Annotated in this window: 15 protein-coding genes and 3 pseudogenes; 7 read left to right on the top strand and 11 right to left on the bottom strand. The window is 73.5% G+C overall.

Annotated elements, in window-relative coordinates; translation table 11 throughout:
* Positions 1–108, top strand: a pseudogene (locus E6U81_RS24610) (IS5/IS1182 family transposase); the annotation flags it as partial.
* 15 nt (positions 109–123) lie between these two features.
* Here E6U81_RS24610 and E6U81_RS24605 read toward each other — a convergent pair.
* The 3 genes from E6U81_RS24605 to E6U81_RS24595 are packed head-to-tail and all read right to left on the bottom strand — an operon-like array spanning position 124 to position 7267.
* On the bottom strand, positions 124–1050 hold the full coding sequence (locus tag E6U81_RS24605; protein WP_240803997.1) for an ABC transporter ATP-binding protein: 927 nt from the start codon (positions 1048–1050) through the stop codon (positions 124–126).
* Positions 1051–1076: 26 nt separating this feature from the next.
* On the bottom strand, positions 1077–3989 hold the full coding sequence (locus E6U81_RS24600; RefSeq protein ID WP_136232260.1) for a hypothetical protein: 2913 nt from the start codon (positions 3987–3989) through the stop codon (positions 1077–1079).
* A complete protein-coding gene (locus E6U81_RS24595; protein ID WP_136232259.1) occupies positions 3986–7267 on the bottom strand; it encodes an ABC transporter permease in 3282 nt (1093 codons plus the stop codon). Before E6U81_RS24595 ends, E6U81_RS24600 begins: the two co-directional genes overlap by 4 nt.
* A 202-nt stretch (positions 7268–7469) precedes the next feature.
* Here E6U81_RS24595 and E6U81_RS24590 point away from each other — a divergent pair, with 202 nt between their 5' ends.
* Both E6U81_RS24590 and E6U81_RS24585 read left to right on the top strand, forming a co-directional pair.
* Positions 7470–8219 (top strand): ABC transporter ATP-binding protein, encoded by a 750-nt coding sequence (locus E6U81_RS24590; protein WP_136232258.1) that lies wholly within the window; start codon positions 7470–7472, stop codon positions 8217–8219.
* Between the two features lie 86 nt (positions 8220–8305).
* Complete coding sequence (locus tag E6U81_RS24585; RefSeq protein ID WP_136232257.1) at positions 8306–9211, top strand: ADP-ribosylglycohydrolase family protein; 906 nt, start codon at positions 8306–8308, stop codon at positions 9209–9211.
* A 48-nt stretch (positions 9212–9259) separates the two neighbouring features.
* Here the strand turns inward: E6U81_RS24585 and E6U81_RS24580 are convergent, their stop codons facing one another.
* Together E6U81_RS24580 and E6U81_RS39990 are read right to left on the bottom strand one after the other, a co-directional pair.
* Positions 9260–9919: an MSMEG_1061 family FMN-dependent PPOX-type flavoprotein gene (locus E6U81_RS24580; RefSeq protein WP_136232256.1), complete on the bottom strand. Its 660-nt coding sequence runs from the start codon at positions 9917–9919 to the stop codon at positions 9260–9262.
* Positions 9920–9958: 39 nt separating this feature from the next.
* Entirely contained in the window at positions 9959–10276 is a 318-nt protein-coding gene (locus tag E6U81_RS39990; RefSeq protein ID WP_168714726.1) for a hypothetical protein, read from the bottom strand.
* Between the two features lie 392 nt (positions 10277–10668).
* Here E6U81_RS39990 and E6U81_RS24570 point away from each other — a divergent pair, with 392 nt between their 5' ends.
* The gene (locus E6U81_RS24570; RefSeq protein ID WP_136232255.1) at positions 10669–11208 is read left to right on the top strand and encodes a YrhB domain-containing protein; all 540 of its coding nucleotides are present in this window, start codon (positions 10669–10671) and stop codon (positions 11206–11208) included.
* Between the two features lie 214 nt (positions 11209–11422).
* On the opposite strand, the pseudogene E6U81_RS24565 reads toward E6U81_RS24570, so the two are convergent.
* From E6U81_RS24565 to E6U81_RS24555, 3 genes and pseudogenes are all read right to left on the bottom strand, one after another.
* Positions 11423–11893: pseudogene (locus E6U81_RS24565) on the bottom strand (SulP family inorganic anion transporter); the annotation flags it as partial.
* A gap of 87 nt (positions 11894–11980) precedes the next feature.
* Entirely contained in the window at positions 11981–12451 is a 471-nt protein-coding gene (locus E6U81_RS24560; protein ID WP_136232254.1) for a pyridoxamine 5'-phosphate oxidase family protein, read from the bottom strand.
* Positions 12452–12509: 58 nt separating this feature from the next.
* The gene (locus E6U81_RS24555) at positions 12510–12749 is read right to left on the bottom strand and encodes an SHOCT domain-containing protein (RefSeq protein ID WP_240803995.1); all 240 of its coding nucleotides are present in this window, start codon (positions 12747–12749) and stop codon (positions 12510–12512) included.
* A 222-nt stretch (positions 12750–12971) separates the two neighbouring features.
* On the opposite strand from E6U81_RS24555, the gene E6U81_RS24550 reads away from it, so the two are divergent.
* The 3 genes from E6U81_RS24550 to E6U81_RS24540 all read left to right on the top strand — a co-directional run bounded on the left by E6U81_RS24550 (position 12972) and on the right by E6U81_RS24540 (position 14886).
* Entirely contained in the window at positions 12972–13436 is a 465-nt protein-coding gene (locus E6U81_RS24550) for a cyclic nucleotide-binding domain-containing protein (protein WP_136232252.1), read from the top strand.
* Positions 13437–13462: 26 nt separating this feature from the next.
* Positions 13463–14101 carry a CBS domain-containing protein gene (locus E6U81_RS24545; RefSeq protein WP_136232251.1) on the top strand — a complete coding sequence of 213 codons (639 nt, stop codon included), beginning with the start codon at positions 13463–13465 and terminating at the stop codon, positions 14099–14101.
* Between the two features lie 86 nt (positions 14102–14187).
* Positions 14188–14886, top strand: coding sequence for a response regulator transcription factor (locus E6U81_RS24540; protein ID WP_136232250.1), 699 nt, complete (start codon positions 14188–14190; stop codon positions 14884–14886).
* Positions 14887–14904: 18 nt separating this feature from the next.
* Here the strand turns inward: E6U81_RS24540 and E6U81_RS24535 are convergent, their stop codons facing one another.
* The 3 genes and pseudogenes from E6U81_RS24535 to E6U81_RS24525 all read right to left on the bottom strand — a co-directional run bounded on the left by E6U81_RS24535 (position 14905) and on the right by E6U81_RS24525 (position 19566).
* Positions 14905–16632: a GAF domain-containing sensor histidine kinase gene (locus E6U81_RS24535; protein ID WP_136232249.1), complete on the bottom strand. Its 1728-nt coding sequence runs from the start codon at positions 16630–16632 to the stop codon at positions 14905–14907.
* Positions 16633–16771: 139 nt separating this feature from the next.
* Positions 16772–16954 (bottom strand): annotated as a pseudogene (locus E6U81_RS24530) (DUF1918 domain-containing protein); the annotation flags it as partial.
* A 35-nt stretch (positions 16955–16989) separates the two neighbouring features.
* Entirely contained in the window at positions 16990–19566 is a 2577-nt protein-coding gene (locus E6U81_RS24525; RefSeq protein WP_136232247.1) for a cation-translocating P-type ATPase, read from the bottom strand.

Genomic DNA, 19566 nt, shown 5'->3' with positions numbered 1-19566 from the left:
AACCGGCTCAAACACCACCGGGCCGTCGCCACCCGCTACGACAAACGCGCCTACGTTTTCCACGGCACCATCACCACAGCAGCCATCAGACTCTGGCTCCGCGCATGATCCGCCGGACAGAACCTAGACGCGGTCCGGGCGGAGCTCGATGTGGTCCGCTGCCAGGTCGACCGCCACGCGGTGCTCCATGCCCAGGGCTTCCAGGAACTTCGCGGGGAGCTGGACGCGTCCCGAGCGGTCCAGGACGACGTACTCGCGTTCGCTGATCGATTCCTCACCGTGCTCGTCGGTGACCAGGCGGCGCAGCACCTCGCTGCTGGTGCGGCCGTCGCGGATCGCGACCGTGCGGCGGACCTCGCCCGCCACCATGGGGTCGTGCGTCACGATGACCACCGTGACGCCGAGTTCCTTGTTGACCGTGCGGAAGGCCTCGAAGACGGCCGCTGCCGTCTCCGAGTCGAGTTCGCCGGTGGGTTCGTCGGCCAGCAGCACCTTGGGGTCGTTGGCCATCGCCACCGCGATCGCGACGCGCTGCTGCTGGCCGCCGGACAGTTCCGCCGGGCGCCGGTGTGCCAGGTCGCCGATTCCGAGGGCGTCCAGGATCTCCGCCACCCGGGCCGAGTGGCGCGCGCCCGCGCCGCGCCGGGCGCCGCCGCCCTTCAACTGCATCGGGAGGGCCACGTTCTGGGCGGCCGTCAGGAACGGCAGCAGGTTGCGGGCCGTCTGCTGGAAGACGAACCCGACCGCTTCGCGCCGGTAGCGCAGCCGGTCGCGGGCCGTCAGTTCCAGCAGGTCGTAGCCGGCGACCGCCGCGCTGCCCGCAGTCGGGACGTCCAGTCCCGCCAGGATGTTCAGGAGGGTGGACTTGCCGCTGCCCGAGGCGCCGACGAGGGCCACCAGGTCGCCCTGCGCGACCGTCAGCTCCAGCCCCTGGAGGGCCTGGACCTCGATGCCGTCCGTGCTGAAGATCCGGACCAGGCGGTCGCAGGCGATGGCGGCGTCCGTCGCCGGGGTGCGGGGCTCCGCGGCGGCCGTCGCCCGGCGGCGCAGCTCCTCGTACGTCGGCTGGTCGCTGTTCAACGCTGGTCTCCCGCTCTCAACTCGGTGGTGATCTGCCGTCGCCCGGATGTCGCCGCCTCGACGAGCACGGCCGCGGCGACCAGGGCGGCCAGGCCCAGGGCCTGGGTCAGTACGGGCCCTGCCGTGAGCCGTACGCCGGTCGGCACGCTCGCGCCGACCAGGGTGGTCAGGTCCATCGCCGGACCCAGCAGCGTCACCGCGGCGCCGGCCACCAGGGCCCCGCCGAGTGCCGCGGCCAGGGTCTGCGGCAGGGTCTCGGCGAGGATCAGCGCGACGCCCTGCCGCCGGCGCAGGCCCATCGTGCGCAGCCGGGCCAGCAGCGCCGCGCGTTCGGGGACGGTCCGCATCAGCGTCAGCAGTACGGCCAGCAGGGCGAAGCCGGCCGCTCCGGCGACGGAGGCCCAGAAGAGGCGCTCCGCCGATCGCTGCAGCGGGTCGGCGCCCAGCTCGGCGACGGCGTCGGCGCTGGTGCGTACGGGATACACCTCGTCGGCCGGTTGCGCCCCGGTGGCAGGGGCCGCCGGGGACGCGGACGCCGCCGCGGCATCGGCCGGGGAGGCCGCCCCGGTCGCGGCCGGGGTCGCGGACTCCGGCGGGAGTGCGGACCGGACCAGAGCGCGCAGCCGGTCCCCGTCGACGGGGCCGAGGCCGAACCACCGGTTCGGGCGGTCGGAGCCGCCGATGAGGGCCGTCGCTCGGCCCGCGGGCAGGACGACGGTCGCGGCGTCCGCGGCCGGGACCGCCGGGGTGCAGTCGATCACCTTGGCGCCCCGGACCCGCACCTCGGCGCCGTTGCCGGGCTGGACCGTGAAGGTGCCCGAGCCGCCCAGGCGCGCCACGCCGGAGCTGAACAGCGCGGGCACCGGCGCGTCCGCGGAATCCCCTCCGCCCGTGGCCAGCAGGGCGGGGTCGAAGGAGCCGCAGCCGAGGACGCGGGACAGTTCCGCGTACGCGGCCGGCTCGACGACGATCAGGTTGACCTGGCTGGAGCGCTGGACGGTGCCGACGAGGGCGGAGTCGTGGTCGATCCACAGCGGCACGGACGTCCGTACGCCGGGCAGTTCACCGGCGGCCTTCGCGAGGCCGTCCGGGAGGTTCGCCTTGCCGAAGGCCGAGATCGCCGCGTCGCCGCCGACCGCCAGCCGGGCGACGCCGAGCCGGTTCGATTCCACGGACTGCAGGACGGCGGCTCCGAACCCCCCGGTGGTGATGGCGAGGAGCAGGGCGACCATCGGCAGGACCGAGGGGCCCGGGCTGCCGGCGCCGCGGGCACCGGAGCCGCGGGCGGCCCGGGCCAGTCCGAGGAAGCCGACCAGTCCGGAGCGGCGGCCGGCCACCCGGGCGAACCATCCGGTCACCACCGGCTGGACCCGGGCCAGCAGCAGCGCCCCGCACAGGGCGAGCAGCAGCGGGGACACGACCAGCAGCGGGTCCGGGTCGCTGCCGGCCGGGGCGACCCCGCGGCGGCGGACCTCCAGCACGGCGGCGGCCGTGGCGGCGAGGACGAGCAGTTCGGCCACGGGCCGGCGCCAGCGCCCGGCCGGGCGGGCCGGGGTGAGCAGCACGGCCGCCCGTACCGGGAAGGCCAGCAGGGCGAGCAGGGCGACGGTCGCGGCCGAGAGCAGCGCGGGGGCGAGCCGGGGCGTGGGCAGCAGGAGCACGGCGAGTGCGGTGGCGGCGGCCGCGGCCGGGAGGACGGTCACCGCGCCCTCCCCGAGGAGCCGGCCGACGATGGCGGAGCGGGAGCCACCGCGCGCCAGCAGCAGCCGCAGTTCGGCGTCCCGCCGGTCCGCGGCGAGCGCGCCGGCGAGACACAGGACGACGAAGGCGACCCCGCCGACCCCGGCGGGTCCGAGCAGCGCGAGCGGCGCCGCCGCCTGCCTGCGTTCGTGGGCCTGCTCGAACAGTTCGGGCAGCCACGAGGTGGTCCGCAGCCGCTCGCGGCGGGTCTCGAAGGAGAGGGTGGCGGCGGTGGGGCCGGCCACGTAGGAGGCGATCTCCTTCTTCGTGGCGTCGAGCCGGTCGGCCCGCAGGCGGTCGACGTCCACCGGCAGGCGCCAGAAGTCCTGCGCGTCGTGGCCCCAGAGGTCCATCCGGTCGAGGTCGCCGGCCCCGATCAGGGCGTCGGCCTCCCACAGGTAGCTCTCCCCGACGGTCTTCTTGCAGGCGCGCGGGAGGCAGTCCAGGCCCACCCAGAAGTCCTCGGTCTCGTCCGGGACCGAGAAGAGGCCGACGACCTCGACGGACGGCGTGCCGTCGACCAGGGGGGCGCTCGCCAGGACGGATCCGACGCGGGCGCCGATGGTTTCGGCTGCCTGCCGCGACAGGGCGACCTGGAGCGGCGGCGCGTACGCGGCGCCTCCGGCGGGCCGGGGGGTGCCGGTCGGCCAGCGCCCCTCCACCAGATTCACGTGGTCCTGCGCCTGCTGGACGTACAGCAGGGACATCTCGGGCGGGAGGCGGTGCGGGCGGGACAGTTCCGGATTCATCAGCGGCTGCCGCTTGTTGGTCCGGGTGCCGTGGACGACCTTCTCGGCCTCGACGTGGAAGGTGTTCCCGGTCCGGGCGAGCAGGCTCTTCAGCGTCCGGTCCAGGGCTTGGGCGCTCTGCCCGGAGGCCGGTGCCGGCGCGGTCGCCTGGAGGCTGGTGCGGGTCGATCCGGCTTCGTTCAGGAAGGACCGCAGGGCTTGGTCGGCGCCGCGGTCCTGGGCCCTCGGCAGCGCGGCGGCGAGCAGGACGGCGACGAACGCGAGCGCGGCGGCGAGCAGGGTGCCGAGCGGGGCCGCGCGCAGCCGGGTCCGTACCCACGGCGCGGGCCGCGGTCCGGAGCGCGGGGCGGCGGGCGGCCGGGGGGCCGACGGCGTCCGGGGCTCGGACGGCGGCGGGGTGGCGGACGGCGGGGTGGTCACATCTCCTCCACGGGACGCAGCCGGGCGGCGATGTCGCGGCCCCGGGGGCCGCTGAAGACGGCCGACAGCAGGGGTACGGCGGCGATGGCGGCGGCCGTCAGCAGGATCTGCCAGAGCGGCATGTCCACCTGCACGGGCGGGAACGGCCGCCCGGCCGAGGGGGTCAGCACGATCAGGGGCGCCATCAGATGGACGAGGGCGACGCCCAGCCCGGTCCCGACGGCGGTTCCGATGAGGATCAGCACCCCGCCCTCGGCGGCGGCCGCCATGGCCAGGGAGCGGCGCGGTGTACCGAGGGCGAGCAGGACGGAGAACTCCCGGCCGCGCACCCTTCGTTCGGCCGCGGTGGAGGTCGCGAAGCCGATGGCCGCCAGGACGGCGCAGGCGACGGCGAGGGCGGCCAGCGCGCTCTGCGGGCCGGCGCTCAGCGGGTCGTCCAGCAGGCGGTCGGTGATCTCCTCGCGGAGTTGGACGCGCTCGGTCCGCACCCCCGCGCGCAGTTCGGCGGCGGCGCGGGCCGGGACCGGGTCGGCGGCCGAGGCGGCGGGCAGCCACCATTCGGTGGGCGCGCCGGGCTGCCGGCCGGCGGACTCCAGCAGGAACCGGCCGAGCACGCGCAGGTCGGCGGCGAGCGCCGTCCGTCCGGCCACGGGGAGGGAGTCCACGGCGGCGGTGATCCGCATGGGGACGGTCGCCCCGTCCATCGGTACCGGGACGGTGTCGCCGACGGAGGCGCCCACGCTGCGCAGGTAGCGGGTGGTGGCGACGGCCGGGACCGCGTCGGCCGGAGGCGCGGCGGGCGCCGGGAACAGGACCACGGTGACGCCCCTGTCGGTGCCGAACCCGCCCCAGTAGCGCAACCGCGCCAGGTCCGTGGATCCGGCCGCGACGGGGGTCGGTTCGGGGGCCCGCTGGATGCGCTGCCCCTGCGGGGGCAGGGAACGCCAGCCGCCCGGGGCGGCGGTGGCGGGTGCGGGGACCGCCGCCGCGGCGCCGTCTACGGTGTCGGAGACGGCGATCCGGCGCAGGGTCAGTTCGCTGCCGTCGCCGGGCGGGCCGCCGTCCCCGGCGTAGGAGAGGCGCAGGCCCGCCAGGGTCAGCGGGGCCGCGGCCGATCCGACCGGGGCGCCGGTCAGCGTGTCCAGGGGGAAGGCGAGGGTGGTGTCGCCGCCGGCGGGCAGGGTGACCGACTGCGTGCCGTGGACCGCCCCGAACCGGTCGCGCAGCAGCACGCTGACGGCGGCCCAGCCGGTGCCGGAGGACCGCAGGGTCACATCGAGGTCGACCCGGCGCGGGTTGCCGGGGAGTGCGACACCGGGGGCCCGGTCGGCGGTTTCGGCGAGCGGGGCGAAGAGCTCGCGCATGTCGCGGCCGCCCCGCAGGTCGGCGCGCAGCGGTACCTGTTCGCCCGTCTTGGCGGCGTCGAGTGCGAGGACGTCGGCGACGACCCCGCCGGGCAGTTGCTGCTCGCGGCGGACCACCGGGTTGAGGCGGTCGCCGCCCGGCAGTGCCCCGTAGCGTCCGCCCTGTCCCATCGCCGGCATGCTGCTTGCGGAGATCCGCAGACCGCCGGCGGTCGCGAAGTCGGCCTGGTCGCGCTGGGACGCGGACCAGGCGGCGTCCTGGCCGAGGGCCAGGATGCCGCTGGAGACGGCGAGTACGAGGAGCAGCACGGGCCCGGTGGCCCGGCCGGGGCGCCGGGCGAGCTGCCACCCGAAGAGGGCCGGGGCCAGGCTCCGGCCGCGTGCGGCCAGGCGTCCCCCGGCGCGCGCGGCGAACGGCAGCAGCCGTAGGACGAGCAGGGTGCCCCCGCAGAGGGCGAGGGCCGGGGCGGCGACCAGGACGGGGTCCACGCCGAGCCCGCCGCCGAAGCCGGTGGCGGGCGGCGGGGCGTCCGTACCGCCGTACTGGGAAAGCTGCTGGTAGCCGAGGACGGCGAGGGCCACCACAGCCAGGTCCAGGCCGGAGCGGGCGGCCCCGGCCACCACCGCCTGGCGGCTGCCGGCGCGGCGCAGTACGGCGGCCGAGGCACCGCGCAGGACGGAGGGCAGGGTCGTGAGCAGGACGCAGGCCAGGGCGCAGCCGGCCGCGACGGGCCAGACCAGCCAGGTGTCCGGAATCTCCAGGTGGACCCGCTCCAGCGGTCCGAACCGGCCGAACAGGCGCAGCAGGGGCGGGGTCAGCAGCGGCGCCAGGACGGCGGCGGGCAGGGCGAGCAGCAGGGACTCGGCCGCGCTCAGGGCCCCGAGCCGGCGGCGGGAGGCGCCGCGGGCGGTGAGCAGGACGCGCTCCGGCTCCTGGCGGGCGGTGACGATGTGGGAGACGAGGAGCAGTGCGGCGGTGGCGAGGACGGCGAGCTGGAGGGCGCCCATCATCAGGGTCGAACGGGCGACGCGCAGGCCGGAGTCCAGCTCGGCGAGGACCTTCGGCAGGTCGGTGGCGGCCCGGAGGGAGGTGCTGTGCTCCAGGGCGGCCGCGGCGGGTTCCGCGGCACTGCGGATCGCCTCGGCCTCGGCGGTGCGCAGGGTGCCGAGGTCCGCGGTGAGCAGCGTGAGGCGGTAGTTCTGGAGGAGTACGCCCGCCGTGAAGGCGCTGTCGTCCACCATGAGCGGGCCGTAGGTGGCGAGGGTGCTGGACTGGACCTCGCGGCCGCCGAGCGGGTCGAGCCGCCAGTACCCGGCGTCCGGGTCGGCGGCCCGGTACACGCCGGTGACCAGCACGGTGAGCTGGGGGCCGCCGAACCGGTCGTCGAGCCGGACCGGGGCGGGCAGGGCGGATTCGGCGAGGCCGAGCCGGGCGAGGGCGGCGCGCGGCACGGCGACCTGTACGGGCGCCGGGGCGGTGGCCGTGCCGGCGCCGGAGGCGGCGACCGGCCCGGGCCACTGGCCGGCGAGCAGCTGGAGGTGTTCCCGGCCGAAGGCGGCGAGCAGGGTCAGGTCGGCGTCCTGCCCCGAGGCGGCGGTGCCGGGGAGTCCGTACGAACGGCTGCGTGCCACGCTCTCGGTGGCCACGGGGAGCCGCCCGAACACCTGGTCCGCGTAGGCCCGGACGGACTCGTCGTCCTTGGTGCGGGAGTCGGCGGGATGGCCGCTGGTGATCACGACGGCGGTCCGGGGCTGTTCCGGGCCGGTCAGGGCCCGCCGCAGCCCTTCCTCCCCCACGCCACGGGTGAAAGCCGTCAGCGCGGTCAGAGCGGTCGCGGTGATCAGTACGGTGAGCAGCACCGCGACGGCGAGCGGCCATCGCCCGCGCAGCCGGCGCACGACGAAGCCGAGCACGTGTTGAGTTCCTCCCCCATCCGGACCCCAGGTACCGGATAGCGGACGATGTTGTCAGATTCGAGCCATGGACGGAAGGGGCTTGCGTGATTGGTGCGACGGATGCGCAAATGCGATCAGGATGTTGCAGTGGCAGCGTGAGCGGGGCGCGAGATCCGGAGCCAGACGCTCCGCTCAGACGACCCAACGGGGGGTACAGGCGATGACGGACCAGCAGGAAACGGCCACGGTCCCGGCGGCGCGGGGGGCCGGCGGCACACCGATCGTGGTCGTGGACGACGTACACCACAGCTTCGGCAGCGGGGCACAGGCCGTCCACGCCCTGCGCGGGGTGTCCTTCGAGGTCCGCCGGGGCGAACTCACCGCGCTCAAAGGCCGGTCGGGCTCCGGCAAGACCACCCTGCTGAACCTCGTCGGCGGCCTCGACACCCCGACGAGCGGCCGGATCAGCGTCGACGGCACCGACCTGGCGACCCTGGGCGAGCCGGACCTGCTCGCCCTGCGCCGCGACCGCATCGGCTTCGTCTTCCAGTCCTTCGGCCTGATACCGGTCCTCACCGCCGCCGAGAACGTCGGCGTACCCATGCGCCTGCGCCGCATGCCGGCCCGGGAACGCGAGGAGCGCGCCCGCACCCTGCTCGCCCTGGTCGGCCTCGCGGACCACGCCGAGCAGCGCCCGGGCGAGCTCTCCGGCGGCCAGCAGCAGCGCGTGGCGGTCGCCCGCGCCCTGGCCAACGACCCCGACCTGATCATCGCGGACGAGCCCACGGGCCAGCTCGACTCCGAAACGGGCCGGTCGATCATGGAGCTGCTGCGCGCGGTGGTGCGCAGCGAGTCGGTCACCATCCTCGTCGCCACCCACGACCCCAACCTGATCGAACTCGCCGACCGCGTAGTGGAACTGCGCGACGGCCACTTGGTCGAGGCGCTCCCGGCCCCCCAGGAGCCGTAACCGCCCGCGGGCCGGGCCTCCGCGGCCTGTACCGGCCCGCGTAAAACGGAATGCCGGGGGCACCAGCGCCCTGTGATACTGCCCCGATGATCAATGTGCCTGCGGCCGCTCTCGACTCCCTGTCCGGGCTCGCCTTCGGCGATGCCTTCGGTGACCGCTGGTTCGGCATCCTGCGCCGCGAAGGCCCGGCGGCCCTGGAGGCACGGATCGTGCCCCCGGAGCCGTTGTGGCAGTGGACCGACGACACCGCCCAGGCGGTCGACCTCGTCCGGGAACTCGCCGCGGGCGGCGGCACGATCGACCAGGACCGCTTCGCCCGCCGCCTCGCCGAGGCCTACGCCGACGACACGCACCGCGGCTACGGTGCCTCCATGCACGACGTGCTCCGCCGGATCGGCGCGGGCGAGCCGTGGCGGGAGGTGGTGGCCGGGCAGTTCGACGGCCAGGGCTCCTGGGGCAACGGCGCGGCCATGCGCGTGGCCCCGCTCGGCGCCTGGCACGCCGCCGACCTCGACGCCGTCACCGAACGGGCCGCCGAGCAGAGCGTGGTCTCGCACCACCACCCGGAGGCGGTGGCCGGGGCGGTGGCGGTGGCCGTCGCCGCCGCGCTCGCGACGCGCAGCCGGGGCGGCCCCGCACCGGCCCGCCCGGACTTCCTCGGGGAGGTCGCCGCCCGACTGCCCGACAGCGACGTCCGCTCGGGGGTGCGGGTCGCGGCCCGGATGCCGGCGCACACCTCGGTCCGCCACGCCGCGGAGGTCCTGGGCTCCGGCTACCGGATGTCCGGCCCCGACACCGTTCCCTACGCCCTCTGGTGCGCGGCGGGACACCTCGACGACCTGCACGAGGGCCTGTGGTCCACCGTCGCCGGCCGCGGCGACATCGACACCACCTGCGCCATCGCGGGCGGCGTGATCGCCGCCCGCACGGGCACCGCATCCCTCCCCCACTCCTGGCACACCGCCCGCGAACCCCTCCCACCACTCGGCTGAACCCCGCGCCGCGGTGGGGTTCCGCCGCACGCCGCCGGAGGGCGGCCGCTACTCGTACCGGTACTTCAGTGAGTCCGCTTCCGCCTGCTCGACGGCGGCGATCGTCAGCTCCGGCATCCGCAGCTGGGCCAGCGTCACCTCGGCCGAGGTCGGCTGGGCGTCCGCCGGCAGCCACTGCTCCGGCTTCCAGGCCCCGCTGCGCAGGAGCGACTTGGGGCAGTGCGGGTAGACCTCCTCGATGCCCAGGACCAGCGCACTGGCCGGTGGCTTGCCGACGGCGGTCAGCCGCGACAGCAGCTCCGGGCTGGTGGAGACGCAGGCCCGGCCGTTCACCCTGAGCGTCGTGGTGCGCCCCGGGATGACGAACAGCAGCCCGGCCCGGCCGGTGGCGACGACGTTCCGCAGGGTGTCCAGCCGCTTGTTGCCGGTGGCGTCCGGTATCGCGACTGTCCGCGCGTCCAGGACGGCGACGAACCCGGGGGGTCCGCCGCGCGGGGAGACGTCGCAGTTGCCGTCGGCGTCCGCGCTGGCGACCAGGACCAGCGAGGAGCAGCCGATCAGCTTGCGCGTCTGGTCGGTGAGTTCGGTCATCTGTTTGCGCAGCGCCGTGTCCTTGGGCAGTTCGTAGACCCGGCGCAACGCGTCCTGATCGGACACGGCGTCGAGGCGGAGCGAGTCGAAGGCACTGCCGGCAAGGGATGGTGTCATGACCCCGACCCTAAGGGGCGGCCCTGCGGGCGGCCGAGGTCAGGACTCGAGGCCCAGCACCCGGTCGAAGTAGCCGGGCCCCGTGGCGGGCACGACCCGGGGGGCTTCGGTGTAGCGGTGGGCCCGGGTCTGCCAGGCGTGGTATCCGCTCATCCACATGGCCATCAACTCGACGTACCGCTCCACGGCAGCCGTCTCCTGGGCAGTGAGTCCCAACAGCGCACACGGGCCGGGCACCTGGAGCGCGAGCTCCTGGAACCGCACGACGCGCCGCCGGACTTCCGCGCCCGCCACGGCGATGGCCTCCTCGCGGGTGCAGCGGCGGGCGTGCGCGATGACCAGGACGAGGTTGTCCATGTCACCGCGCGCCTATTCCTTCTCCAGGGAGTAGACGTCGTCGCACATCAGCGTGACGTCGATGGCGGCCCGCTCGCCCAGCGAGAGCGGCAGGTCGGTGCCGGCGGTCCCCCGCCGGACCTGGAGGTGGGCCTCCAGGTCCGCCGGGATGCGCGTCGTCGGTGCTGCGCGCCCAGATGTCGGCGAACGCCACCGCGCGCGGGAGTCCGGCCCAGAGGTCCGTCGAACTGGTCGTCGAAGACGAAGAACAGCAGTCGGGCCGGTGAGGCAGATCCCGAGCGTTGCTGTGCCCGCTCGACGGTGACCGAAACCGGGCCGGGGCCCCGCCGGCGACGGACGTCGCCGGCGCAGGCCTGCCGGAAAGCGCTTGACCCGGGGTGGACGATGAAACCGTGATCTCCGAAGAACGCGCCGTCGAGCTCGCCGAGTCCCTCCTGGCCGAAGCCCGGTCGACGATGCCATGGAGCGGACCGGCTCCTGAACTGGCCGTGCACCACGTGGAGGAACACCCGGTCGGCTGGCTCGTGTTCTGGAACACGGCGGCGTACGCCCGGAGCGGTGACGCGCGCGACGGTTTCGGCTGCAGCATCCACTATCTGGTGGACCGGCACGACGGCAGCATCCACCACGTCCCGGACGCCACCTGGCAGGAGGAGCACTGGGAGGAGCACTACCTCTGGCAGACCAAGGGCATCAGGCCGCCCGACCAACTGGCCGCGGCGGTACGCGGGCTCGTGGAGTCCGCCGGAGCGGTGGCGGCCATGAGACACCTGCGCAAGCAGGCTCCGCGGCTGAGCCTGCAGGAAGCACGGTCCTACGTGGCGATCGTCCGGGACGGCACCGAACCGCCGGAAGAGCTGGCGAGCCTCACCCGGCCGGAGCCGAAATGGCCGCTTCTGCCCATCGAGACACTGGCCGGTCCGACGCAGTAGCGGCCCGGCTCTCGCTCCGCCTGCAACGCGCCGCCGGCGTCCCCGCTCGGCGGCGCGCTCGTCCCCCGCCGCGCGGGATGTGCCCCCCCCCCAACGCCAGTTGTCACCAGGGCGGGCCCGTGACCGGCACTCTTGCCAGATAGCCCCGGCGCCGTCGGGTGCATCCTCACAACCATGGTTGGCACCGACAGAACCCCGAGCCGCTTCCACTGGTCCCGGTGAGGCGGGGCAGCTGATCCACGATCATGATGAAGGCGACTCCGGCCAGGTAGCCGATGAGCACGGGCCTGGAGAGAAGGTCGGCCACGAAGCCGAGCCGGACGGCCCATGCGACCGAACAGAGCAGGCCGACGACGAGGGCCAGGGCTGCGGCGAGCGCCGCGTAGCGCGTGGGATCGCCGGCTGCCAGCGGCCCCACGGCCACGGCGGTCATGAGCGCGTTGGTCGAGTCCGGTCCGACGGACAGCAGGCGCGAGGTGCCGCTCAGGGCGTAGAGGAGCATGGCCGGCAGGACGGCCCACAGGCCGACGACCGGCGGCAGGCCGGCCCCACCCGCGTAAGCCATGACCTGCGGCACCAGGTAGGCGGCGACCGTGATCCCGGCCAGGGCGTCGCCCCGTAGCCAGCTCGTCCGGTAGCCACGGAAGGCGGGCGGGATCGCCGTGCGCCGTCCGTGCTTCGGCATGGCACCTCCGGAACTCCACGCGGGCTGAGGTCACATCGTGCCGGGCGGAGGGCTGCAATGAGGTGAAGCGCGCGAGCGAGCCGACCGCTACGTGCTGCTCTCCCGCAGACGGAAGCCGGTGACGATGTCGGGCCTGATCCGGATCGCGCCCGACGCAGTGCCCTCGACCCAAGGCTGCAGGAGATGCCCGTAGCGTTCGATCTCGCTGGGGGCGGTGACGACGGTGGCGTAGCCGGTGGCGACCACGCTCCACCCCAGGCGTTCGCCTTGATCGATGACGTCGGCTTCGTACGCGACGACCACCCCCGCATCCCCCTGGGCTGCGAGCACGGCTGCCAGCGTCGAGCCGTCCTGGACCTGGACGATGATGTCGCCGGCGTCGAGAAGGTGGTTGACCGGACGCACGGCGGGCAGCGCGTGACGGGTGAACACGATCCGGCCCAGTTCGACGGTGCCCAGCAACTGCAGCGCCTCGTCCGCGCTGAGCTCTTCCATCTGTCGTCCGGGCATGCTGACGGCAGGCGAGCTGGGGGTCGTAACGGCCGGGTCGCTCTTCATCGTGTGCATCCTTGGTCAAGCGGGCGGGACGCTGGCGCCCTTGCCCGCTGTCGGCTTCTCAAAGGGGCGTGGGCCGAGGGGCATGGCTTCGCAGCACCGCGAGCCGCCGGCTGTACTCCTCGTCGTCGATCTCGCCTCTGGCGAATCGTTCCGCGAGAAGCCTCTCGGCCCCCTTGTCGGAGGCTGGGTACGGCGCGGGTGCTGTGCGCCCGTCCGCACCGTCTCGCCTGAGGGCGCGGACCACGAGAACGGTCGCCGCCACGATCAGGGTCCAGACGATCAGCGTGGTGAGGGACATGGCGAACCATCCCCAGGCCCCCATGCCATGGCCATTCCAGTACATCGCACACCTACGGGGTGGACGGGGTCGACGGCCGCGTGCCGGCCATCCGCTGCCAGGATCTCCGGCTGCACCAACCCCGGGCATGGGCCGGTCGGCCCACAGTCGGGGCCACAGGGCCCATGCCCGGGACCGGCGGGAAGGCCAAGACTGAAGACGGACTCGAACAGGAGGCCGTCCATGAGTACCCATTCACCCACGCGTGTCTCCGAGGCGCTCCCCGCCGACTGTCGTTCCCGTCTGATGGAGCTGGCCCAAGAGGTCAACTTCGACGAAGGGACGCATCTCTTCCGCGAGGGTGGCCACGCCGACCGGTTCTGGATCGTCCGGTCCGGCACCGTGACCTTGGACGTCCATGTGCCCGGGCGGCGCGCCGCCGTCATCGAGAGCCTCGGCGCCGGCCAGCCGGTCGGCTGCTCGTGGCTCTTCAGGCCGTACTCCTGGCGTCTGGGCGCCGAAGCGACGACGCCCGTCCGCGCATACGAGTTCGACGCGGGGCGCGTACGAACGCTGATGGACGCCGACGCCGCCTTCGGCTCGGCCCTGGGCCACTGGGTCGGACAGCTCCTCGCCAACCGGCTGCAAGCCGCCCGCGTGCGCCTCCTCGATCTGTACGCACCCTATGGCAGCGGCAGCTTCCTCTGATCGTCCGCACAGCGAAGGAGCCGGTCATGCCCGCATCCCGCTACACCGTCAGTGACGTCATGACGCACACCGCCGTCGCCATCGGCCGGGAGGCGTCCTACAAGGAGATCGTCGAGCTGATGCACCAGTGGAAGGTCAGCGCGGTCCCCGTCCTGGAAGGCGAGGGCCGGGTCGTCGGCGTGGTCTCCGAGGCGGACCTGCTACCGAAAGAGGAGTTCCGGCGGACGGATCCCTCTCTACCCGGTCAGCTGGAGGAGGCGTCGAAAGCCGCCGGGGTGCTGGCCGAGGAACTCATGTCGAGCCCGGCGATCACCGTTCACCCTGACGCGCCCGTCGCCGAAGCCGCCCGGATCATGGCGCGCAAGCACGTCAAGCGCCTGCCCGTGGTCAACGCGCTCGGCATGCTGGAGGGCGTGGTCAGCCGCAGCGACCTCCTGAAGGTGTTCCTGCGGCCCGACGAGGAGCTCGAGGAGGAGATCCGCCAGAGCGTGCTCACCGAGCTGACACCCGGCGTGACCGTGGACTTCGCCGTACAGGACGGCGTCGTCACTCTGCGCGGCCCGCTGCGGGACCGGGCCCTGGTCCCCCTGCTCGCACGGGCGATCCGCGCGGTCGAGGGTGTCGTGGACGTCCGGATGGAGCTGAACGGCGCCGTCGCTGCCTAGCGCCTCCGCACGGCCAGGGGTGCGTTGCGCACCTCCCTGAGACAATTCGGATGGAAAGCATCATGGGGACCGAACCAGGGGCGATCATGTCCGATGAACCGAAGGCATCCGCCGAGGCGCCGATCAAGGTGTTCCTCCTGGACGACCACGAGGTGGTCCGGCGCGGGCTGCGTGACCTCCTGGACGCCGAGCCGGACATCACCGTCGTGGGCGAGGCGGGCACAGCCGAGCAGGCGCTGGCCCGCGGGCCGGCGCTGCGCCCGGACGTGGCCGTGCTCGACGTACGGCTGCCCGACAGCGACGGCATCACCGTCTGCCGCGAGTTGCGCTCCCGCATGCCCGGCCTGGCCTGTCTGATGCTGACGTCCTTCGATGACGAGGACGCGCTGCTGGACGCGATCATGGCGGGTGCCGCCGGGTACGTGCTGAAGCAGATCAAGGGTTCCGACCTGGTCTCCGCCGTACGGACGGTGGCCACCGGGCAGTCCATGCTGGACCCGGCCACCACCGCCCGTCTGATGCACTCCCTGCGGGACCCTGAGAGCGCCAAGGAACCGGAAGATGCCCGCCTGGCGGCTCTGTCAGAACGCGAGCGGGCAGTGCTGGAGCTCATCGGCGAGGGCCTCACCAACCGGCAGATCGCGAAGCAGCTCTACCTGTCCGAGAAGACGGTCAAGAACCACATCTCACGGCTGCTGGGAAAGCTCGGCGTGGAGCGGCGGGTCCAGGCTGCCGTCATCGCCGCCCAGGTACACGAGCACGACAGCGGGACTGCGAAGCAGTAGGAGCGTCGGCGACGGTCACTACGGGGGCGGGGCCAGGGGCACCTGCCACTCCAGGCGAGTGCCCGGCTCACCGTCGCCCCGCGCCGCGACGTCCATCCGGCCGCCCAGCCTTTCGGCACGCTCTGCAAGGTTCCGCAGTCCGCTGCGCCGGCCGGCTGCGGGCAGGCCGACGCCGTTGTCCGTCACGGTGAGGGTCAGGTTCCCATCGGCCGCAACGATCGAGACCTCGACGCGCGTGGCCTCGGCTCGGCGGGCGACGTTGGTGAGAGCTTCCCCCGCCACGGCGAGGACCTCGTCGGCGACAGCCGACGGTACGTCGGTGTCGATCAGCCCCTCCATTCTCAGGGCCGGCGCGAAGCCGAGGGCTGCAGCCGCCTCGTCCAGGGCCTGGACAGCGCGGGAGCGCAGCGTGGACGCCTCCCCGGGGACGTCGTGCTCGCGGAGCCCGAAGATGGTCGAGCGGATGATCTTGATCGTGGCGTCGAGGTCGTCCACGGCACGGGCGAGACGTTCGGACGCCTGGGGGTGGTCGACGAAGCGCTGGGCGCTCTGAAGGGTCATGCCGGTGGCGAAGAGGCGCTGGATGGCCAGGTCGTGCAGGTCGCGAGCGATGCGGTCGTGGTCCTCCAGCAGGCTCATCTGCTCGGTGTCGCGGCGCCGGTCGGCGAGCTCCAGCGCGAGGGCGGCCTGACCCGCGAACCCCGGAAGCGCGGCTACCTCCGTGGTGGCGAAGACGGGGCGACCGTGCCGCCGGGCGAGCATCAGGACGCCGCTGAGCTTTTCCTTGGTGCCCACGGTGACGGCCACGGCCGGGCCGAAGCCCGTCCACCGCTCAGGTTGCACAGTGACGCGCTCGTCGGTCGCCACGTCGGGACCCGTGATGAGGCCGTTGCGGGCCAGTGCGGCCTCGGCGAGAGTGCCCCGGGTGCTGGGCAGGACGATCCCGCGGTGCGCCTCGGCTCCCTCCCCGAGTGCGAGGGAGCCTCGCAGTTCACCGGCGGAGCCGAGCAGGTAGAAGACGCCCATGTCGGCGCTGGTGATGTCTTTGGCCCGTTCCAGCATGCCCTCGAGGACCTCTTCCTCGGGCGCTCCGGAGAGCAGGGCGCCGGTGATGTCGGAGCTGGCCTCCAGCCAGCGCTCGCGGAGTCGGACCTCCTCGAAGAGCCGGGCGTTCTCGATGGCGATGCCGGCCGCGACGGCGAGGGTGGACAGGACCGCCTCGTCCTCGGCGTCGAATTCGGCTCCGCCGCGTTTCTCGGTCAGGTAGAGGTTGCCGAAGACATCCTCTCGGACCCGGATCGGGACACCGAGGAAGGAGTGCATCGGGGGGTGGTGGTCCGGGAATCCGTAGGAGGCAGGGTGCTCGGACAGCTCCGACAGCCGGAGGGGTTCGGGACGGCGGATCAGCTCGCCGAGGATGCCGTGGCCGGAGGGCAGGTCTCCGATCTGTGCGCGGAGGCTGTCGCTGATGCCGACGGGCAGGAACTCGGCCAGCTTCCTGTCGTTCCCGATGACTCCGAGTGCCCCGTATTCGGCGTCCACGAGCACCACGGCGGCCTCGACGATGCCGTGCAGGACCTGTGGCAGGTCGAGTTCCCGGCCCACGGACATGACGGCCTCGAGCAGACCGTTCAGCCGGTCCCGCGTGCCTCTGACCTCGTCGATCCGTACCTGGAGCTCGTCCAGCAGTTCGTCGAGCCGCAGTCGAGGAACACCGCTGCCGGTGGGCTGTTCCCCTGTGCTCATGCCCACCTCCGGCCGGAAGCGATGGCGAGATGGCCACCACGTCCACGGTATGCCCGGCCCGAGGGCCCGGCCTTCCCACTCAGTGGGAGGCCATTGCGCCGTTCGGCCTCTGCTCGTGCCGCGGCGTGCCGTCGTCGTGCAGGTGCCGGACGTGGGCGTCCGGGCCGGGGAAGAAGACGGTGGTACGGCCGGTGTCGGACCAGCGCACGTCGTACGGCGGGGTGCCGTCGTCATGGTGCAGGGCGATGATTTCGCCGTCGCGGCCGGGCTTTCCGATGGTGGGGCCGCCGACGACGATCTGGTCGCCCACCTCGGCGTGGATCCCGTGCCCGTCGGCAGGTGAATGTGCGTTCATGGTCATGCCTTTCTGTGGAATGCACTGCGCAGGAGCCGGGCGGTGACGAATGCTGCGAGGGCTGCCGCGGTGGCGAGCCCCGTGCCGGCCCAGCCCACCGGCTGGGTGTCCAGCAGTGACTGCAGAGCGGGAACGTGTAGCGCAGCCATTGCCAGGAGGGCGGAGGCCGCCACGGAGGCCGGGAGGAAGAGGTTCTGGCTGGTGAACAACCGGGCCCTCAACCCCAGGGCCACGCCGAGCTGGGCCCCGAGCAGAGACAGGAAGAGCACGCTCTGCCAGGGCAGGCCCATGCCACGCGCGCCGACGCCGGCGATCAGGCTCAACGCCGTCACGGCCGCGGCCAGGATGAGGAGGCGTTGCCACACGCCTGCGGCCAGGATGTGCTGCCCGGGCGGACGGGGCGGGCGCCGCATGGCTTCCGGTGCGGCGGGTTCCGCTCCCATGGCCACGCCGGTCAGGCCGTGGGTGAGGAGGTTGATCCACAGGATCTGCCCCGCCCGCAGCGGCAGCGCCAGGCCGAGCAGGGGACCTGCCAGCATCACGAGGATCTCGGCGGCTCCGCCGGCCATGGCGTAGACGAGGAAGCGCCGGATGTTGTCGTAGACGCGGCGGCCTTCCTCGACGGCCGTGACCACGGTGGAGAGCTCGTCGTCCGTGAGGACGAGGTCGGCGGCCTGGCGGGCCACCTCCGTGCCGCGGGCGCCCATGGCGACGCCGATGTCGGCCTGGTGTAGGGCGGGGCCGTCATTGACGCCGTCCCCGGTCATGGCTGTCACGGCGCCGCGAGCCCGCCAGGCGTGGACGATGTCCAGCTTCTGCTGTGGATCGGTCCGGGCGAAGACCCGGACCGCCGTCAGGTCGGTGTCCGGCGCCGCGGCCAGCTCGGGTCCGGTGACCACCGCATCGGCCGGACCGTCCTCGACAAGGCCGATGCGCACGGCGATGGCGTGGGCGGTGGCGGGGTGGTCGCCGGTGATCATGACGGGTGTGATGCCGGCGGCGCGGCAGGCTGCCAAGGTGGCGGAGGCTGCCGCTTTCGGCGGATCGCTGATGGCGATCAGGCCGAGAAGGCCCAGTCCGCGTTCCGCCTCGGCGGCGGGCGGACTCCACTGGAGCCGTTCGGTGCCTGCCACCGCCAGGACCCTGAATCCGTGCGAGGCCAGCTCTGCTGCCCGTCGGCGGGCCCGGTCCAGGACCTCGGGCGGCTCGGCGAGCACCGTGGGAGCCAGGACGGCCTCGGGCGCTCCCTTGAGGCAGACCAGAACGTTGCCGTCGGGCAGATGGTGGAGGGTGGTCATCCGTTTGCGCAGGCTGTCGAACGGCGCCTCTCCGATCCGGGGACAGGCTCTTTGCAGCGCGGCAGGGTCGGGGCAGCCGGCCTTGGCAGCGGCTGCCAGCAGTGCGGCCTCCATGGGATCGCCCACGGCCGCCCACCTGTCGGATCCGCTCTGGGGCGGTTTCAGGCTCGCGTCGTTGCACAGTGCCGCCGTGGTGAGGAGCTCCTGCAGTGGGCGGAGCTGCTCGGGTGTCAGGGAGCGTCCGGAACGGGTCAGGGTTCCGTGGGGTTCGTATCCGCTGCCGGACACGTCCGCGGCTCCGGACGGCGTCCACACGTGCTGGACGACCATGCGGCCCTCGGTGAGGGTGCCGGTCTTGTCCGTGGCCAGCACACTCACCGAGCCGAGTGTCTCGACCGCCGGCAGGCGTCGGATCAAGGCGCCCCGGGCCGCCATGCGGCGGGCTCCGAGGGCGAGGGCGAGGGTGACGACGGCGGGCAGGGATTCGGGCACCGCGGCGACGGCCAGGCTGATGGCGGTGACGGCCATCGTGCTCACGCCGAGGCCGTGTACGAGGCCCAGGGCGAAGAACAGCACGCACAGGGCGAGGGTGGCTGCGGCCAGAATGCGGCCGAGGGAGGCGAGGCGGCGCTGGAGCGGGGTCGGCCCTTGTTCCCCGTCGAGGAGTGCTGCGATCCGGCCGAGGGCGCTGGAGGATCCGGTGGCCGTGGCGGTGGCGGTACCCCGGCCGCGCACCACGACGGTGCCGGCGCCGACCGTGTCACCGGGAGTTTTGGCGACGGGTTCCGATTCGCCGGTGAGCATGGACTCGTCCATCAGGAGAGCGGACGCCTCGGTGAGATCGGCGTCCGCGGCGACAATGTCTCCCTCCCCCAGGAGCAGGCTGTCACCCGGCACCACCAGCGCTGCCGCCACTTCGTGCGCTTCGCCGTCGCGCCGTACCCGTGCGTGCGGGGCGGAGAGAGCGGAGAGAGCGGCGACCGCCCGGTCCGCCCGGACCTCCTGGGTGACTCCCACGGTCGTGTTGAAGACGACCACCAGCCCGATGACGACGGCGTCCGGGTGGTCACCGATTGCGATGGTCAGGAGTGCGGCACCGAGGAGCACCATGATCAGCGGATCGCGCAGCTGGGCCAGTACCCGACGGTGGAGGGGTGTGGGTCGCGGCGGTTCCACCTCGTTGCGCCCGTAGCGGGCCAGTCGGCGCTCGGCCTCGGCCTGCGTCAGCCCCGCCGGGGCCGAGGAGCTGACGGACGGTGTGTCGATCGCGCGGCTGGTCAT

It is taken from the genome of Streptomyces sp. A0592, from assembly GCF_004795115.1.
In the GTDB taxonomy this organism is placed as follows: Bacteria; Actinomycetota; Actinomycetes; order Streptomycetales; family Streptomycetaceae; genus Streptomyces; species Streptomyces erythrochromogenes.
Note: the sequence above shows the minus strand (reverse complement) of the source record. Positions and strands in the feature narration are given on the sequence as shown.

Coding starts and splice junctions, on each gene's coding strand:
- E6U81_RS24590 (WP_136232258.1), top strand. CDS start 7,470: ATGACGGACCAGCAGGAAACGGCCACGGTCCCGGCGGCGCGGGGGGCC.
- E6U81_RS24585 (WP_136232257.1), top strand. CDS start 8,306: ATGATCAATGTGCCTGCGGCCGCTCTCGACTCCCTGTCCGGGCTCGCC.
- E6U81_RS24580 (WP_136232256.1), bottom strand. CDS start 9,919: ATGACACCATCCCTTGCCGGCAGTGCCTTCGACTCGCTCCGCCTCGAC.
- E6U81_RS39990 (WP_168714726.1), bottom strand. CDS start 10,276: ATGGACAACCTCGTCCTGGTCATCGCGCACGCCCGCCGCTGCACCCGC.
- E6U81_RS24560 (WP_136232254.1), bottom strand. CDS start 12,451: ATGAAGAGCGACCCGGCCGTTACGACCCCCAGCTCGCCTGCCGTCAGC.
- E6U81_RS24555 (WP_240803995.1), bottom strand. CDS start 12,749: ATGTCCCTCACCACGCTGATCGTCTGGACCCTGATCGTGGCGGCGACC.
- E6U81_RS24550 (WP_136232252.1), top strand. CDS start 12,972: ATGAGTACCCATTCACCCACGCGTGTCTCCGAGGCGCTCCCCGCCGAC.
- E6U81_RS24545 (WP_136232251.1), top strand. CDS start 13,463: ATGCCCGCATCCCGCTACACCGTCAGTGACGTCATGACGCACACCGCC.
- E6U81_RS24540 (WP_136232250.1), top strand. CDS start 14,188: ATGTCCGATGAACCGAAGGCATCCGCCGAGGCGCCGATCAAGGTGTTC.
- E6U81_RS24535 (WP_136232249.1), bottom strand. CDS start 16,632: ATGAGCACAGGGGAACAGCCCACCGGCAGCGGTGTTCCTCGACTGCGG.
- E6U81_RS24525 (WP_136232247.1), bottom strand. CDS start 19,566: ATGACCAGCCGCGCGATCGACACACCGTCCGTCAGCTCCTCGGCCCCG.